The sequence below is a fragment of the Streptomyces sp. SID3212 genome, assembly GCF_009865405.1.
Lineage (GTDB): Bacteria > Actinomycetota > Actinomycetes > Streptomycetales > Streptomycetaceae > Streptomyces.
On record NZ_WWJY01000457.1, the window covers coordinates 1 to 17,329 of the forward strand.

The 17,329-nt window shown below is 69.7% G+C and carries 16 protein-coding genes; 12 read left to right on the forward strand and 4 right to left on the reverse strand.

Features of this window, described 5'->3' with window-relative positions; genetic code table 11:
* Positions 1-45 precede the first annotated feature (45 nt).
* Together GT042_RS13665 and GT042_RS13670 are read left to right on the forward strand one after the other, a co-directional pair.
* Entirely contained in the window at positions 46-1,212 is a 1,167-nt protein-coding gene (locus tag GT042_RS13665; protein WP_345943766.1) for a hypothetical protein, read from the forward strand.
* 19 nt (positions 1,213-1,231) lie between these two features.
* Positions 1,232-1,786 (forward strand): flavoprotein, encoded by a 555-nt coding sequence (locus GT042_RS13670; RefSeq protein WP_161308975.1) that lies wholly within the window; start codon positions 1,232-1,234, stop codon positions 1,784-1,786.
* 40 nt (positions 1,787-1,826) lie between these two features.
* Here the strand turns inward: GT042_RS13670 and GT042_RS13675 are convergent, their stop codons facing one another.
* On the reverse strand, positions 1,827-2,534 hold the full coding sequence (locus GT042_RS13675; protein WP_161308976.1) for a hypothetical protein: 708 nt from the start codon (positions 2,532-2,534) through the stop codon (positions 1,827-1,829).
* Positions 2,535-2,706: 172 nt separating this feature from the next.
* Here GT042_RS13675 and GT042_RS13680 point away from each other — a divergent pair, with 172 nt between their 5' ends.
* From GT042_RS13680 to GT042_RS13690, 3 genes are all read left to right on the forward strand, one after another.
* Positions 2,707-3,915: a HupE/UreJ family protein gene (locus tag GT042_RS13680; protein WP_161308977.1), complete on the forward strand. Its 1,209-nt coding sequence runs from the start codon at positions 2,707-2,709 to the stop codon at positions 3,913-3,915.
* A 156-nt stretch (positions 3,916-4,071) separates the two neighbouring features.
* Positions 4,072-6,048, forward strand: a complete 1,977-nt coding sequence (locus tag GT042_RS13685; RefSeq protein WP_161308978.1) for a metallophosphoesterase family protein — start codon at positions 4,072-4,074, stop codon at positions 6,046-6,048.
* 147 nt (positions 6,049-6,195) lie between these two features.
* Positions 6,196-7,281 (forward strand): DUF916 domain-containing protein, encoded by a 1,086-nt coding sequence (locus GT042_RS13690; protein WP_161308979.1) that lies wholly within the window; start codon positions 6,196-6,198, stop codon positions 7,279-7,281.
* Positions 7,282-7,354: 73 nt separating this feature from the next.
* Here GT042_RS13690 and GT042_RS13695 read toward each other — a convergent pair whose 3' ends face one another.
* Positions 7,355-7,921 carry a hypothetical protein gene (locus GT042_RS13695; protein ID WP_161308980.1) on the reverse strand — a complete coding sequence of 189 codons (567 nt, stop codon included), beginning with the start codon at positions 7,919-7,921 and terminating at the stop codon, positions 7,355-7,357.
* A gap of 116 nt (positions 7,922-8,037) precedes the next feature.
* Here GT042_RS13695 and hemL point away from each other — a divergent pair, with 116 nt between their 5' ends.
* From hemL to ccsB, 7 genes are all read left to right on the forward strand, one after another.
* Entirely contained in the window at positions 8,038-9,372 is a 1,335-nt protein-coding gene (gene hemL / locus GT042_RS13700) for a glutamate-1-semialdehyde 2,1-aminomutase (protein WP_161308981.1), read from the forward strand.
* Positions 9,369-10,052: a histidine phosphatase family protein gene (locus GT042_RS13705; RefSeq protein WP_161308982.1), complete on the forward strand. Its 684-nt coding sequence runs from the start codon at positions 9,369-9,371 to the stop codon at positions 10,050-10,052. The genes hemL and GT042_RS13705 overlap by 4 nt, the downstream gene beginning before the upstream one ends.
* Before the next feature lie 181 nt (positions 10,053-10,233).
* Entirely contained in the window at positions 10,234-11,499 is a 1,266-nt protein-coding gene (locus tag GT042_RS13710; RefSeq protein ID WP_161308983.1) for a hypothetical protein, read from the forward strand.
* A 77-nt stretch (positions 11,500-11,576) separates the two neighbouring features.
* Positions 11,577-12,197, forward strand: coding sequence for a TlpA disulfide reductase family protein (locus tag GT042_RS13715; RefSeq protein WP_161308984.1), 621 nt, complete (start codon positions 11,577-11,579; stop codon positions 12,195-12,197).
* Positions 12,198-12,201: 4 nt separating this feature from the next.
* Positions 12,202-12,966 carry a cytochrome c biogenesis protein CcdA gene (locus GT042_RS13720; RefSeq protein ID WP_161308985.1) on the forward strand — a complete coding sequence of 255 codons (765 nt, stop codon included), beginning with the start codon at positions 12,202-12,204 and terminating at the stop codon, positions 12,964-12,966.
* A gap of 3 nt (positions 12,967-12,969) precedes the next feature.
* Entirely contained in the window at positions 12,970-14,790 is a 1,821-nt protein-coding gene (locus tag GT042_RS13725) for a cytochrome c biogenesis protein ResB (protein WP_161308986.1), read from the forward strand.
* Positions 14,787-15,875, forward strand: coding sequence for a c-type cytochrome biogenesis protein CcsB (ccsB, locus tag GT042_RS13730; protein WP_161308987.1), 1,089 nt, complete (start codon positions 14,787-14,789; stop codon positions 15,873-15,875). Before GT042_RS13725 ends, ccsB begins: the two co-directional genes overlap by 4 nt.
* Positions 15,876-15,963: 88 nt before the next feature.
* Here ccsB and GT042_RS13735 read toward each other — a convergent pair whose 3' ends face one another.
* Both GT042_RS13735 and GT042_RS13740 read right to left on the reverse strand, forming a co-directional pair.
* Complete coding sequence (locus tag GT042_RS13735) at positions 15,964-16,950, reverse strand: isopenicillin N synthase family oxygenase (RefSeq protein WP_161308988.1); 987 nt, start codon at positions 16,948-16,950, stop codon at positions 15,964-15,966.
* The coding region (locus GT042_RS13740; RefSeq protein ID WP_161308989.1) for a nucleoside deaminase at positions 16,943-17,329 on the reverse strand (387 nt) is incomplete at its 5' end. The genes GT042_RS13740 and GT042_RS13735, both read right to left, overlap by 8 nt.

Here is a 17,329-nt window from a genome sequence, read left to right on the forward strand (position 1 = left end):
CCCCCCGCCCGACCACCCCTCTCCGCGCCCCGGGAGAATAGTGCCGTGCCGCTGATCTCCCTCCGCCCCCCGAGCGACCTCAGCGACCCACCGCTCCTCCCGGCCCGCCCCACCGCCCGCCAGGCCGCCCCCGCGCTCGCGCTGTTCGTGGCGATCCGCGTCCTCTGCCTCGCCACCCTGGTCGTCTGGTCCCGGCTCGCCGGCCGGAGCGCCCACGAACTGCTCGCGCGGCGCTGGGACTCCCTCTGGTACGTACGGGTCGCCGAGCTCGGATACGGCTACACCCTGCGCGCGCCGGACGGCCGGAACCTGTCGAGCATGGCCTTCTTCCCGCTCTACCCCTGGCTGGAGAAGGCGCTCTCCACGGTCCTGCCCCTCGGCCCCGCCGACGCCGGCCTGCTGATCAGCGCCTTGGCCTCGGTGGCCGCCGCCTGGGGCATCTTCGCGGTCGCCGCGCACTGTTACGGCCGCAGGGCGGGCATCGTCCTGGTCGGCCTGTGGGCGGCGCTGCCCGTCGGGATCGTCCAGTCGATGGCGTACAGCGAGTCCCTGTTCGTCGCGCTCGCCGCGTGGGCGCTGTACGCAGTGCTCACCGGCCGCTGGATCGTGGCGGGTTCCCTGGCGTGCCTCGCGGGGCTGACCCGGCCGGTGGGCCTCGCGGTGAGCGCGGCCCTGATCGTCACGGCCGCGCTCGGCGCGCGCACCGCGCGGCCGACGGTACGGATCCTCGCCGGTTGCGCCCTCGCGCCGCTGGGCGCGGTGGGGTACATCCTCTGGGTGGGCGCCCGGCAGGGGAGTCTCTTCGGTTACCTGGACGTGCAGTCCGGGTGGGGGAACGGGTTCGACGGCGGCCTGGCCTTCGCCCGCTTCCTGGCGGACGGCATCACGGGCACCCCGTCCGCCGCGCTCGTCGCCGTACTCCTCGCCGCCCTTCTCCTCCTGGCGGCCTGGCCGCACTGGATCGGCGTACGCCAACTCCAGCCGGCCGCGCTCGTGGTCCACAGCGCGGTGGTCACGCTCCTGGCGGTGGGAGCGGCGGGCTACTTCGGTTCCAAACCCCGGCTTCTGCTCCCCGCGTTCCCCCTCCTCCTGCCCCTGGCGGTCGTGCTGGCCCGCTCCCGCCCGTGGGTCACGTACCTCACCCTGACCGTGATGACGACGGTCGCCGCGCTGTACGGCGCGTTCTGGCTGAACGGTTCGGGCCCGCCGTGATCCCCCCTCTGGAGCATTGATGACAGCTCGGTCCGAGAAGCCGTTCCTGTACGTCGTCGTCTGCGCGGCTGGCGTCGCGGGCGGTGTGGGTACGCTGATCAGCGCCGCGCACGCGCGCGGTTGGGCGGTCGGGGTGATCGCCACACCCCAGGGGCTCGGCTTCATCGACGCCGACGCGGTGGTGGAGCGGACCGGCTTTCCGGTGCGGTCGGCGTGGAGGCGTCCCGGGGAACCGCGCCCGCTGCCGCCGCCGGACGCGATCGCGGTGGCGCCGGCCACGTTCAACACGGTGAACAAGTGGGCGGCGGGCATCTCGGACACGCTGGCGCTGGGGACGTTGTGCGAGGCGTACGGAACGGGCGTGCCCACGGCCGTACTGCCGTACCTGAACGCGGATCTGGCCGCGCACCCCGCGTACCACCGGAGCCTCGGTCAACTCCGTGACATGGGGGTGCTGATCAGCGCGCTCGCGCCGCACCCGGCGGGGGAGAGCGGTGCCGAGGACGCCTTCCGGTGGGAGGAGGCGCTGGACCTGCTGGAGCCTCGGGTGTTCGGGTCCCGTGATGTCCCGTAATTTCGGCGAGCGCTGACGGTCCTTCGCCGGACCGCGGCCCTCAGTGCTGGTCCAGCCAGATCACGATTCCTGTCAGGTCGTTGAGCACCGCCGCGACCCCCGCCCTGATCGCCGCCGCGCACCGAGCCGCCGTGAACGACGCCGGGTCGTACGTCGAGGACGCGCCGAGCCCCTCCCCGCGGAACGACGCGCCGGACCAGTCGACCGCCGTGACATTGCCCGTCGGTTCGGCCAACTCCGCGCCCACGACGAGGAACGGCTGTGACAGGTGGTTGGGGGTGACCATCGCGAGCGGGTCCACCAGGTCGTTGCCCGCGCTGACGATCAGGTCCGGGGCCATGTCCATGGCCTTGGTGATGCTGGGGATGTAGTCGGACGGGCGGTCGGCGACCACCGTCCTGAGGTCGACGTCCTCGTCCCCGGCCCAGTCCTCGACCGCCTTCACCAGGGCCTTGGTCGGGCGGTCGTCCCCCGTGGTGAGCAGGACCACCCGGTAGTTCTCGGACGGGTGGACGTCGCTCCACGAGCCGGGCCGTGGCGTGACGGTCGCCTCCGGGGCGGGTGAGGCGGCGGCGAACTCCCGGCCGAGAGCGCCCACCGCCGAGGGCGCGGGGTGCCGCTGCGACCAGTCGTCGGAGCCGGAGCCGGAGCCGGATAGGGAGCCGAAGCCGAAGCCGCATCCGGCGGCCAGGACGGCCGTCGCGGCGGTCGCGGCCGACGCGGCGAGGGCCCGAAGGTGGGGGCGCAAGGGGATCGTCCTCCGAGTGATGGCGGATGGTGCGCCTACATCCTCCTATCAGATTTGCCGTCCGGTTCCTCCGCAGGTGTCGTTCTCACGCATGTTTTTCCACGGTTCGCCGCCGGGCCGGTTCGTGTTCATCCCCGACATGCAGCGTGCACACGCAACCTGAAGGAGTCACATGTCACCACGGGCGCGCCGCGTCATCATCGGGATCACCGCGGCGCTGATCGTTTTTCTGGGCACCGCACAGCCGGCGTCCGCCCATGGCTTCTCGTCGACCGTGTACGTCGACGTCGACGCGGGCGACGACGGTCATATACGGACGAAGCTCAAGCTCGAATACGACCTCTTCGTCGTGTCCACCGCCGACTTCGAGGACGACGACGCCCTCTTCCGTACGGGAACAGCCGCGTTCGACGCCGGTGACACCGCCCGGCAGGCCGCGGCGCTCAACGCCCATACGAAGGCGGCCGTCGCGTACGTCACCCGGCGCTTCTCGGTCAGCTCGGGCGGCCGGGCCTGTACGCCGGCCCGGGTCGGCCCTTTCGCGATGAGCCGGCACGAGGGCGTTCCGTACACCGATCTGCTGCTCGACTGGACCTGCCCGGAGCGGAGCGACGCGCACGAGGTGCGGGGCGGGCTGTTCCCCGACTCCGAGAAGTACGTCACCGGTACGAAGACGATCGTCACGTACGACCTCGACGGCCGGTCGGGCAGCGCGGCGATCGACGCCGGGCATCCGTCCTTCTCCACCGGGCAGTCGTGGTACGAGCGGTTCTGGGAGTTCTTCCGCCTGGGCGCCGAGCACCTGCTGGGCGGCATCGACCACATCCTGTTCCTGCTGGCGCTCATCGCCGGGTCGCGGCGGCTGCGGGAGATCGTGCTCGCGGCGACCAGTTTCACCCTCGCCCACTCGGTGACGTTCCTGCTCGCCGCGCTCGGTCTGGTCGACGTGCCCGCGCGGGTCGTGGAGCCCGTCATCGCGCTGTCGATCGCGGTGGTCGCGGGGTGGTACCTGTGGCGGATCTGGCGGCAGGGCGGCCACGCGGCGGACCTGGAGACGGAGGGGCGCGGTCACTTCAGCCTGGACCGCGCGGGGTGGACCCGCCTGGGGGTGGTGTTCTGCTTCGGGCTGGTGCACGGGCTGGGGTTCGCGGGCGCGCTGGGGATCGACGAGGCGTGGTCGTGGACGCTGTTGTGGTCGCTGCTGGTGTTCAACGTCGGCATCGAGACCGTACAGCTGACGATCATCGCCCTCGTCTTCCCGCTGCTGACGCTGTTGCGGCACCGGGCACCGAGGGCGGGGCTGTGGGTGACCGGGGCGATTTCGGCGGGAGTGTCCGCGATGGGCCTGATCTGGTGCGTGGAGCGGTTGTTGGGGGTTTGAGCCCGGGACGCAGCGGGCGTACGGGGCGGACTGCCCGTACGAGCGGCGAAGTTCAGCCAATCCCACCATCGCATTCTCGGCCGGTTCACTCTGTGGAGAGACCTTAACAACGTCATTACATGCACCCCCCCGTGCACATAAAGGAACGAAGAACCGATGAAATTGAGCACCTCGACACAGGCCTCCGGGCTTGTGCGGCGCCGCGTGGCCACCGGGGTCACCGCGGCAGTCCTGGGCTTGACCGTCGCTCTCGGCAGTGGGATGGCGTCCCCTGCCGCCGCCGCCGAACCGGCCACGCTCTCCGGCATCATCCTCGGTGTGGGCGCGAACGAGACCCAGCGCACCGTGACGTGGTACTCCTCCGCCGACACCGCGCAGAAGCTCCAGGTCGCCCCGACCGCGGAGCTGGTCAACGGTGAGTTCCCCGCCGGCGCGGCCACCTTCGACGCCACCGGCGCGGCGAACATCGCCACCAGCGGTGGGTTCAACCGGCACGCCACGATCACCAGCCTGAAGGAGGACACGGCGTACACCTACCGTGTCGGCACCGAGGGCAACTGGTCCCCGGCGTACTCCTTCAAGACGCAGGACTTCGAAGGCGACTACGACTTCCTGTTCTTCGGCGACCCGCAGATCGGCTCGTCCGGCGACCTGGCGCAGGACCAGGCCGGCTGGCAGGACACCGTGGACGTCGCCACGTCGGCCAACCCGAACGCCGAACTCCTGGTGTCGGGCGGTGACCAGGTCGAGACCGCGAACAACGAGTCCCAGTGGAACTCCTTCCTGGCACCCGACAAGCTGCGCTCCTACCCGTGGGCGGCCACCATCGGCAACCACGACGTCGGCGGCAAGGCGTACGAGCAGCACTTCTCGACGCCGAACACGGACCGCTCGGCCCCGCTGTACTCCAACGGGAACCCGGCGTCCAACACGTCCGGCGGTGACTACTGGTACATCTACAAGGATGTGCTGTTCATCGACCTCAACAGCAACAGCTACGCCACCTCGCAGGGTGGCGGCGGTGACGCGGCGCACCTCGCGTACGTCACCGACATCATCAACAAGCACGGCTCCGAGGCGAAGTGGAAGGTGCTCACGTACCACCACTCCATCTACTCGCCGGCCGACCACGCCAAGGACAGCGACAACAAGGCGCGGCGTGTCGACTTCCCGACCACGTTCTCCAAGCTCGGCGTGGACCTGGTCCTCCAGGGCCACGACCACAGCTACTCCCGCAGCTACCTGATCAAGAACGGTGAGAAGGCGGACCCGGCCGAGAAGCCCGGTGCCGCCGACGTGTACCCGGGTCCGGGCGGTGTCCTGTACGTCACGGGCAACTCGTCCTCGGGCTCGAAGTACTACGACATCACGAAGCCGGACACCAGCGGGACGAGCGGGGCCGGCAACGGCGCCGACCCGCTGAACCCGGACAGCTACTGGTACAACTCGGTCCAGAACCAGGAGCACGTCCGCACCTACGTCAAGGTGCAGGTGCGCAACGACAAGCTCGTGGTCGAGAACGTCCGCAGCGGCACCTGCGCCGCCCCCAACTCGGCGGTCTCGCGCGGCTCGTGGTGCAACAACACCACGACCGACCAGCCCGTCGGCTCGCTGGTCGACAAGGTCAGCGTGCACCCGTACCACGGCGACAGCCAGTCGCTCGCGGTCAACGTGCCGAAGGTCGCTCCGGGTGAGTTCGGCTGGACGATCGACGGTTACAACGGCCTGGTGGACCTCGGCACCGCGCAGGAGCGGAACGGCGACCACTTCGAGGCGGCCGGCAAGATCAACCCGCTGCTCGTCTCGGACAGCCGCCGCTCGCTCGCTCCCTGGTCGGTCTCGGCCAGCGTGAGCGACTTCAAGGACGCCGACAAGACGTTCTCGGGTGCCAACCTCGGTTGGTCCCCGATGATCCTCGACGGCGGCGCCGGCGCCAAGGCCAGCGACCCGGTGGCTTCCGGGTACGACGACCACGGCAAGGGTCTGTCCATCGCGCGCGGCCTCGGTTCGGCCGAGCAGGGGCACCCGCGGGGTTCGGCGCGACTGGGCGCCGACCTCGACCTGAAGATCCCGGACAGCGTTCAGAAGGGTGGCTACCGCGCCACGCTGACGATCACCGCGCTGAGCAGCTGACATCGCGCTGACGACCAGCTGACTCCGCGTTGACCAGCTGACCAGCTGACCAGCTGACCAACTGACCGGCTGACCGGACCCGTTCGACCGGGCGGGGCAGGCGCCCTCCGGCGCCTGCCCCGCCTCCCGTTCCAGGAGAACCTCACGATGCACGCGCCCGTCCGTACCGCACGTACCACCCCCCGTATCCGCACCGCGGCCACCACTCTGCTCACCGCGCTAGTCATCGCTCTCGGCCTGCCCACCGGGTCCACCGGGTCGGCGTCGGCGGCCGACGGCGATGTCACCTGGACGGTCAGGACGGCCGCGAACAGCTACGGTGACGACCGGTCCAGCTTCAGCTACGCCGTCAACCCGGGCGGGCAGCTCAAGGACGCCATGGTCGTGGCCAACCACGGCAAGACCCCGCTCGACCTCGCCGTCTACACGGCCGACGGCTTCACGACGGACACCGGCCAACTCGACCTGCTGACACGGGACAAGAAGTCGGTGGGGGTGGGCGCCTGGATCCACGCGACCCGGGCGAACGTCACGATCAAGCCGGGCAAGTCGGCCCAACTCCCCTTCACGGCGAAGATCCCCGCCAACGCCCCGCCCGGCGATTACGTGGGCGGCATCCTCACGTCCCTCAAGCAGCCGGACGACGCCGAGGGCATCAGCGTGGACCGGCGCCTGGGAATCAAGGTCAAGCTGCGCGTGGGCGGCACGCTCAAACCACAACTCGCCGTCGAGGACGTCCACCTGGACCACTCGACCCCGGCGAACCCCTTCACCAAGGGCGACGCGACGGTCACCTACACGATCCACAACACAGGCAACGCGATCCTGTCGGCGCGCCAGTCGGTGACGATAGCGGGCCCCTTCAACTGGCTGAGAACAGAAGCGACCCACATCCCCGCACCCCCGGAACTCCTCCCAGGAGAAACCTGGAAGGTGAAGGTCCCGGTACACGAAGTGGCCTCGGCGATCCGCCTGAAGACAACGGTGACGCTCACCCCCGTCCTGACGGACGCCTCAGGCTCGAAGACCTCCCTGAAACCAACACAGGCCACGGCCCAAGCCTGGTCCGTCCCCTGGCCGCTCCTTCTCCTGGCCGCGGCCCTGATCGCCCTCGTGCTGACGACCCTCCACCTGACCCGCCGCCGCCGAGCCCACAGAAAACTCCGCGAGGACGCCCGCGTACAGGAAGCGGTGGAACAGGCCCTGCGCGACCAGCACACCCCAACACCCTGATTGCCGCTTCCGGTTTCCGAAGTCGGACGACGCGTGGTCCGTCGTGGAGTGACGAGGGAGTGATGAGGTCGGGTCAGGGCCACACCAGGCAATACGGCTGGTGGCCCGCCTCGTGGAGGCGGTGGCTGAAGTCCTGCCATTCGTGCAGGAGTTGGTAGACGTTGAACGCGTCCCTCGGGCCGCCGCGGTCCGGGACCGTGGACCAGATGAAAGCTGCCGCGCCCACGGATTCCTCGCCGATGTCGCGGAGCGGGTCCACGACCGTCATGGGGAGTTTCACCACCGCGTAGTCCGGGTGCAGGACGACCAGTTCGAGTGGGGGCACCTTGTTCAGGGGCATGCCTTGTATGCCCGTCAGGACCATCGCGGCTATCGTCTCCGGCTTGACCTTCGAGAACATGCCGCCCATGCCGAGTTCATCGCCGCCCAATTCCTCCGGACGCATGGAAATCGGGACACGGGCAGCCGTCGCCCCGTCGGGTGCGCCGAAATATTTGTAGGTCACCCCCACCCGGCCACCACTCCTGCTTTCCGGAATCTGCTCGCGCGCCTCGCGCTCACGTCGCCGGTGCTTACCACGCCGGGCAGGCTCCGGACCGAGATCATCGGTTCCCTCGCCCAGTCCGCCACCGCGATGCATATCTCCACCCGACCACTCGCAGCCCCGGCCGCGCAACCCGATCATCGTGACAGTGACCTCCCCCACGCGCGTGCGGTGAAACACCTGACCGCAAGAACGTCCGAGCCTCTGACACCATGGATTGCGTGAGCTTCCCCTATGACGCCCCAGTTTCGCAGACGCTTTTCGACCGTGCGGCCCTCGTGACGCCCGGCGGCGTGAACTCTCCCGTCCGGGCCTTCCGCGCCGTGGGCGGTACGCCCCGGTTCATGGTGTCCGGTAACGGTCCATACCTGATCGATGCGGACGGCCGTGAATATGTCGACCTCGTATGTTCTTGGGGGCCGATGATTCTCGGTCATTCACGCCCAGAGGTCATCGAAGCGGTCCAGGCCGCGGTCGCCCGCGGCACCTCCTTCGGTACGCCGGGGGAGGGCGAGGTCGCGCTCGCCGAGGAGATCGTGGCCCGCGTGGCGCCCGTCGAGCAGGTCCGGCTCGTGTCGTCGGGGACCGAGGCGACCATGTCCGCGATCCGCCTCGCCCGTGGTTTCACCGGGCGCGCGAAGATCGTGAAGTTCGCCGGCTGCTACCACGGGCACGTGGACGCCCTGCTGGCCGCCGCCGGGTCCGGGGTCGCCACCCTCGGGCTGCCCGACACCCCCGGCGTCACCGGCGCCCAGGCCGGCGACACGATCGTCCTGCCGTACAACGATCTCGACGCCGTGCGCCAGGCCTTCGCCGCGCACCCCGGGCAGATCGCCTGCGTGATCACCGAGGCCTCGCCCGGCAACATGGGCGTCGTCCCGCCCCGCCCGGGCTTCAACGCCGGGCTCAAGGAGATCTGCGCCGCCGACGGCGCCCTCTACGTCTCCGACGAGGTGATGACCGGCTTCCGTACCTCCAAGGCCGGCTGGTACGGCATCGACGGCGTCGCGCCCGACCTGATGACCTTCGGCAAGGTCATGGGCGGCGGGTTCCCGGCCGCCGCGTTCGGCGGGCGCGCCGACATCATGGGCCACCTCGCCCCCGTGGGCCCCGTCTACCAGGCGGGCACGCTCTCCGGGAACCCCGTCGCCACCGCCGCCGGGCTCGCGCAGCTGCGGCTGCTGGACGACGCGGCGTACGACACCGTCGACCGGGTCTCCGCCGAGATCCAGGGCCTGGTCGGCGAGGCGCTCACCAAGGAGGGCGTCGCCCACCGCGTGCAGAGCGCCAGCAACATGTTCTCCGTCTTCTTCACCGCCGACGAGGTCCACGACTACGACGGCGCCAAGCGCCAGCAGTCCTTCCGCTTCACCCCCTTCTTCCATTCCCTGCTCGCCGACGGCGTCTACCTGCCGCCGTCGTCCTTCGAGTCCTGGTTCGTGTCCACCGCCCACGACGACCGCGCGATCGAGCGGATCGCCGCCGCCCTGCCGGCCGCGGCCCGCGCCGCCGCCCAAGCCGTAGAAGCAACGGAGAGCACCGCATGAGCGACCCCAGCGAAATGACCGTCGTCCACCTCATGCGGCACGGCGAGGTCCACAACCCCGACGGCGTGCTCTACGGCCGCCGCGACGGGTTCCACCTCTCCGAGCTGGGCCGGCAGATGGCCGACCGGGTCGCCGAGCACCTCGCCGCCCGTGACATCACTCACGTCGTGGCGTCCCCGCTGGAGCGTGCCCAGGAGACCGCGGCCCCGATCGCCAAGAGCCACGGGCTGACCCTCGACACCGACGACCGGCTGATCGAGGCGAGGAACGTCTTCGAGGGCAAGACGTTCGGTGTCGGCGACGGCGCCCTGCGCAAGCCCGCCAACTGGAAGCACCTCACCAACCCCTTCCGGCCGTCCTGGGGCGAGCCGTACGTCGACCAGGTCGTACGGATGATGGGCGCGCTCACGGCGGCGCGCGACGCGGCCCGGGGCCACGAGGCGGTCTGCGTCAGCCACCAGCTGCCGATCTGGATCGTCCGGAGCTTCGTCGAACACCGCAGGCTGTGGCACGACCCGCGGCGCAGGCAGTGCACCCTCGCCTCCCTGACGAGCTTCACCTTCCAGGGCGACAAGATCGTCTCGGTCGGCTACTCCGAGCCGGCGCGCGATCTCGTACCGGCCCATCTCCTCGCCGGTGCCAAGCCGGTCAAGGGCGGGGCCAAGGCTTTTGGCGCGTAGGCGTCTCCTCCGCGTCTCCTCCGCGTCCCTCCGCCTCTCCGCGCCCGCTGTCCCTGTGTCTGTTTTTGTTAAAAGATGACAAGTCCTGGAACCTCCGCGTTCGGTACGACATCTCATGTGTTGCCGCTTGTAAAACCTGCCTGAGCGGCTCACGGGACGTGCGAGCGCGGATGGGGACTGTATGCGCGACATCAGCCGAAGGGGACTGCTGGGAGCGGGAATCGGAGCCGCGGCGGCGATCGGGATCGCCGGCTGCGGGACCTCTTCCGACGGCCGGAGCGGTGCGCGTCCGACAGGCACGGGCACGGCGGACGGGAAGGGCGGGGGCCGGAGCGGGAAGGCCTCCGCCAAGCCTCTTGCCAAAGAGGCCCGGCTCATAGGTGACGGTTCCACTTCCGACACGGGAAAACAGCCGCACCAGCCCCCCGCCCCCGTCCCGCTGGAGCCCGGCCAGACCCCGCCGCAGTTCGTGGTCTTCTCCTGGGACGGGGCGGGCGAGGTCGGCAACGGCCTCTTCCCCCGCTTCCTCGACCTCGCCAAGGACCACGGCGCGGCCATGACCTTCTTCCTCTCCGGCGTCTATCTGCTGCCCGAGTCGAAGAAGACGCTCTACCGCCCGCCCAACAACGCCGTCGGCGCCTCCGACATCGGCTATCTCACCGACGACCACATCAAGGAAACGCTCAAGAACGTCCGCCGCGCCTGGCTCGAAGGACATGAGATAGGCACCCATTTCAACGGGCATTTCTGCGCCGGCCACGGCACGGTGGACAACTGGACCCCCGCCCAGTGGCACAGCGAGGTCGAACAGGCCGTGTCCTTCGTCACCGAGTGGCGTACGAACAGCGGCTGGACCGATCTCGATCCGCTGCCCTTCGACTACCGCAAGGAATTGACCGGCGGCCGTACGCCCTGTCTCCTCGGCCAGGAGCGGTTGCTGCCGACCGCCCGCAAACTGGGCTGGCGGTACGACGCCAGCTCCCCCGGCGGCACCCAGAAATGGCCGGATAAAAAGGGCGGGCTGTGGGATTTCCCGCTCCAGGCTGTCCCGTTCCCCGGACACAGTTTCGAAGTCCTGTCCATGGACTACAACATGCTCGCCAACCAGTCGGTGAATTCGACCAAGGGCATGCCGGAGAACTACCCACGTTGGCGTGAGCAGGCCAAGGGTGCGTACCTCAACGGGTTCAAGCGCGCGTACCGGTCGAATCGCGCCCCGTTCTTCATAGGCAACCACTTCGAACAGTGGAACGGCGGAATCTACATGGACGCCGTGGAGGAGGCGCTCAAGGAGATGGCCGGCAAGAAGGACGTACGGCTCGTCTCGTTCCGCCAGTTCACCGACTGGATCGACGCCCAGGACCCCGCCGTACTCGCCAAGCTGCGTTCGCTGGACGTCGGTCAGGCGCCGGACGGCGGGTGGAACGCTTTCTTTAAGGCCGCTTGACAACGGGCCTTACGGGCAGTGCGGTCACCGAGGGGGGTGCGCAAGATCCCCCGAAACGCCCATGCGAAACTTTTCACATGAACTTTGGCCGCGCTCCTCGAAGCAGCCCGAGCCGTCGACTCCGCGCTCTCCTGCCGGTCGCCGTCGCCGCGGGCGCGCTGACGCTCTCCGCGTGCGGGGGCGGCGGAAAGTCCGGAGGGGGCGGACAGACCGGTTTTGTGTCGAACACCGGCGGTATCTCCACCGTCGCCAAGGCCGACCGCCGCTCCGTCAACGACCTCTCGGGCGAGACCCTGGAGGGCAAGAAGCTCGACGTCGCGGACTACAAGGGCAAGATCGTCGTCCTCAACGTCTGGGGCTCGTGGTGCGGACCGTGCCTCGCCGAGGCGCCGCACTTCGCCAAGGTCTCCAAGGAGCTGGCGGGCCAGGGCGTGGCGTTCGTCGGGATAAACACCCGCGACCTGGAGAAGCGGCCCGCCGTCAAGTTCGAGCAGGACTTCGGCATCACCTACCCGAGCCTGTACGACCCGGCGGGCAAGCTCCTCGTGTACGGGTTCCCCAAGGGCAGCCTCAACCCCCAGGCCATCCCCTCCACGATCGTCCTCGACCGGAACGGGAAGATCGCGGCCCGCTCGCTCAAGGCCGTGGACGAGGAGCAGTTGCGCAAGCTGATCGACCCGCTGATTGCGGAGAAGTGATCCCGTGCAGTTTCTGGCCGCGGTGACGGACTCGAACGACACCATCGTCACGGGAGCGCTGCTGCTCGCGTTCCCGCTGGCGGCGCTGGGCGGTCTGGTCTCGTTCTTCTCCCCGTGCGTGCTGCCCCTGGTGCCCGGCTACCTGTCGTACGTGACCGGCATCAGCGGCACCGACCTCGCGGAGGCCAGACGCGGCAGGATGGTCGCCGGGTCGGCGCTCTTCGTCGCGGGGTTCAGCGCGGTCTTCGTCTCCGGCGGCGCCTTCTTCGGCTACTTCGGCTCGGAACTCCAGGCCCAGCGCGGCGTGCTCTCCAGGATCCTCGGCGTGCTGATGATCCTGATGGGCGTGTTCTTCCTGGGGCTGATGCCCTGGCTCACCCAGCGTGAGTTCCGCTTCCACCGGCGGCCGGTGGCCGGCCTCGCCGGGGCCCCGCTGCTGGGCGCGCTCTTCGGGATCGGCTGGACGCCCTGCATGGGCCCGATCCTCGGCTCGGTGCAGTTCCTCGCGTTCGACCAGGGGACCGCGGGCCGGGGAGCCATACTGACCGTCGCGTACTGCCTCGGCCTCGGCCTGCCGTTCGTCCTCGCCGCCGTGGCCTTCCGCAAGGCGCTGGGCGCGTTCGGGTGGATCAAGAAGCACTACACCTGGGTGACGCGGATCGGCGGCGGCATGATGATCGCGACCGGGCTGCTGCTGGTGACCGGCGCGTGGGACGGCATCGTGCAGGAGATGCAGGGTTGGTCCAACGGCTTCACGGTGGGGATCTAGTCCATGAGCACGACAGAGTCCGACAGCACAACAGAGTCGGAGACCGGCGGCACGACCGAATCGGAACGTTCCGCCGAGTCGCGCGACGCCCGGGACGTACGGGAACTCGGCGCCGCCGGCTCCCAGCTCTCCACGGCCCCCCGCGAGGAGTCCCTCCTCACCGGCCCCACCCTCGGCGTCATCGGCTGGGCACGCTGGTTCTGGCGCCAGCTCACCTCCATGCGCGTCGCGCTGATCCTGCTCTTCCTGCTCTCCCTCGGCGCCATCCCCGGCTCGCTGATCCCGCAGACCAACGTCGACGAGCTCAAGGTCCAGGACTTCAAGGCGAAGCACACCGTCGTCTCGCCGATCTACGACCAGCTCCAGCTCTTCCACGTCTACAGCTCGGTGTGGTTCTCCGCGATCTACATCCTGCTGTTCATCTCGCTCATCGGCTGCATCATCCCGCGCACCTGGCAGTTCGTCGGCCAGCTGCGCGCCCGCCCGCCGCGCGCGCCCAAGCGCCTCACCCGGCTGCCCGCGTACACGACCTGGCGCACCGCGGCCGAACCGGAAGCCGTACGGGAAGCCGCGCTGTCCATCCTCAAGAGGCGCCGCTTCCGGGTGTACGGGGAAGGCGACGCGGTCGCCGCGGAGAAGGGCTACCTCCGCGAGACCGGCAACCTGATCTTCCACATCGCGCTGATCGTGCTCCTGATCTCGTTCGCCACCGGCCAGCTCTTCAAGTCCGACGGCGGCAAGCTGGTCGTCGAGGGTGACGGCTTCTCCAACACCCTCACCCAGTACGACGACTTCCGGTCCGGCTCGCTGTTCAACACGGACGACCTGGCGCCGTTCAGCTTCACGCTGGACCAGTTCACCGGGACGTACGAGCGCAGCGGACCGCAGCTCGGCACCCCCCGCACCTTCGAGGCGGCGATCCGCTACACCGGCGGCCCGCGCGACAAGGAGCACAAGGCGGTCGTCAAGGTCAACGAACCGCTGAAGATCGACGGGTCCAAGGTCTTCCTGATCGGCCACGGATACGCCCCCGTCGTCACGGTCAGGGACCGGGCGAACAAGGTGGTCTTCAGCGGCGCGGTGCCGCTGCTGCCCATCGACGGCAACTTCACCTCCACCGGCGCCATCAAGGTCGTCAACGGCTACAAGGACAAGGCGGGGAAGAGGGACCAGCTCGGCTTCGCGGCGTTCTTCGTGCCGACCTACGCGGGGAAGGGCAACGGGCAGATGTTCTCCCGCTTCCCCGCGCTCGACCTGCCCGTCCTCAACCTGGGCGCGTACCACGGCAGTCTCGGGGTCGACTCGGGGCTGGCGCAGAACGTGTACCAGCTGAACACCTCCAAGATGAAGCCCTTCAAGGACGCCAAGGGGGACATCCTCAAGAAGTCCCTGCTCCCGGGCGAGAAGCTCGACCTCCCGGACGGGGCCGGGTCGATCACCTTCGAGAAGGACATCAAGGAGTGGGCCAGCTTCCAGATCACGCATCAGCCCGGTGACGGCTGGGCGCTGACCGGCGCGATCGCCGCGATCGCGGGACTCGCGGGCTCCCTCTTCATCCAGCGGCGCCGGGTCTGGGTCCGGGCCGTGCGGGGCGCCGACGGCGTCACCGTCGTCGAGATGGCCGGTCTCGGCCGCAGCGAGTCCGCCAGACTCCCGGAGGAACTGGCCGACCTGGCCGGCACCCTCCACGCGGAAGCGCCCACCCACACGGAAGCGCCCACCCACGCCGGCGCGCCCACCCACGCAGAAGAGCCTGATCCCGCCGAAGAGACGGTCGACAAGACCGCCCGGGCGTCCGTCGAAGTCGAAGGGGTTGAGAAGTGAGTCTCGCCGCCGCAGCAACCAACGAGAGCCTGGCGCACACCAGCAATGTGCTGATCTATTCGTCCATGGCCGTCTACATGCTGGCGTTCTTCGCGCACATCGCCGAGTGGCTGTTCGGCAGCAGGAGCAAGGTCGCCAGGACCGCCTCGGCCCTGACCGGTGACGCGGGCGCCTCCGCCGCCCCGGCCGTGAAGGTCAAGGCCGCGCAGGGCGGCAGCACCGCCGTCCTGGACCGCCCCCAGGTGATCACGCGCTCGGCCTCCGGCTCCCGCGACCTGCCCGACGGCCCCGGCGCGGCCGGCGACGACGTCCAGGGCGACCTGTACGGCCGGATCGCCGTGTCGCTCACCGTCCTCGCCTTCGTGGTCGAGGCGGCCGGCGTGGTCGCCCGCGCCCTCTCCGTACAGCGCGCCCCCTGGGGCAACATGTACGAGTTCAACATCACCTTCTCGACCGTCGCGGTCGCGGTGTACCTCACGCTGCTCGTGCTCAAGAAGAACATCCGCTGGCTCGGACTGCCGCTGGTCACCACGGTCCTCCTGGACCTCGGCCTCGCCGTCACCGTGCTCTACACGGCCAGCGACCAGTTGGTCCCCGCGCTCCACTCGTACTGGCTGTGGATCCACGTCTCCACCGCGATCTTCTGCGGCGCGGTGTTCTACGTCGGCGCGGTCGCCACGCTGCTCTACCTCTTCCGTGAGCGGTACGAGTCCAAGCTCGCGGCGGGCGGCAAGCCCGGCGCCTTCGCCACCTCCGTCATGGAGCGGCTGCCCGCCTCGGGGAGCCTCGACAAGTTCGCGTACCGCGTCAACGCGGCCGTCTTCCCGCTCTGGACGTTCACGATCATCGCGGGCGCGATCTGGGCGGGCGAGGCCTGGGGCCGCTACTGGAACTGGGACCCCAAGGAGACCTGGTCCTTCATCACCTGGGTCGCGTACGCCTGCTACCTGCACGCCCGCGCCACCGCCGGCTGGAAGGGCCGCAAGGCCGCCTACCTGGCGCTGATCGCCTTCGGCTGCTGGCTGTTCAACTACTACGGCGTCAACATCTTCGTCACCGGCAAGCACTCCTACGCCGGGGTCTGACCGACCCGTTCACCGCCCGACGCCCCGCAGGGACCACCGGTCCTGCGGGGCGTCGCGCTGTGGCCGTACGGCACGGTCCGTACGGGCGTCAGTCGACCGCGATCGCGTCCAGCTGCGCCCGCAGATACGTGTGCGAGTCCACCCCGGCGACGGCCGTCCCCGGATCGCACTCGTAGAAGTACACCAGCGACATCAGCTCCTCCGACGGCACGTCGGACGGCGGCGGCAGCACCCGGTGGCGGCCCGAGCACCAGCGGCCGTCCGTCCAGCGGGCCATCAGGTCCCCGATGTTGACGGTGAAGGCGTCCGGATCGTACGGGGCGTCCCGCCACCCCTCCTCGTCCGTGAAGACCTGGAGCCCGCCCCGGCCCGCCTCCCGGTCGAGGACGGTGACCGTACCGAAGTCGGTGTGCGGACCGATCCGGAACTGCCCCGGCTCCGCCTCCCCGACGACGTCCGTGCCCGGGTACCAGTTGACGTTGAAGCCCCAGGTCGGGTGCGCGGTGTGCGCGGTGAAGAAGTCCTCGTCCCGGCCGAGGGCGACCGCGAGCAGCCCCAGCAACTCGTCGGACAGCTCCCGCATCCGCGTGAGGTACGTCTCCACCAGCTCCCTGAGCCCCGGGGCCTCGGCCGGCCACCGGTTGGGCAGGAACCACTCCGCGTCCACGGCCGGGTCGCCCGTCGGCTCGTACGAGGCGAAGGAGTACGACTCCTTGAGGTCCGGCGGGGTGGGTGTGCCCTCCGCGCCGCCGTTGGCCTCCGCCCCGGAGCGGAGCCAGCCGCGCCCGCCGACCCGGGCCGCGTAAGGCTCCTTCACGGCGGCGGGCAGCAGGAAGAACTCCCGGGCCGCCGCCCGGATCCGGGCCCGCAGCGCCGGGTCCACCCCGTGACCCGTGACCAGCAGGAAACCGGCCCGCCTCAGGGCCTCGTCCACGGTCGCGGCGAGAGCGGCACGCGCGGCGGGGTCACCGGAGCGCCACGGCCCCAGATCGACGGTCGGTACGACGGCGGTGGCGGTGGAAGGGCCGGGGGCGGGGGAGGGCGAAGGGGAAGGGGAAGCGTTCGGATCAGTCATGGCCGATGTCCTCGTTCCAGAGGTCGGGACGGTCGGTGACGAAGGCCCGCATCAGCGCGACGCACTCCGGATCGTCCAGCAGGACGATCTCCACCCCGTGCTTGGCCAGCCAGTCGTGCCCACCGTGGAAGGTCCGCGCCTCGCCGATCACCACCCGGGAGATCCCGAACTGCCGGACCAGCCCGGAGCAGTACCAGCACGGCGAGAGCGTGGTCACCATCGTCGTACCCCGGTACGAGCGCTGCCGCCCCGCCGCGCGGAAGGCGGCCGTCTCCGCGTGCAGGGACGGATCACCGTCCTGGACGCGGCGGTTGTGCCCCCGGCCCAGCGCTGCCCCGTCCGCGCCGTAGAGCGCGGCGCCGATCGGGATGCCGCCCTC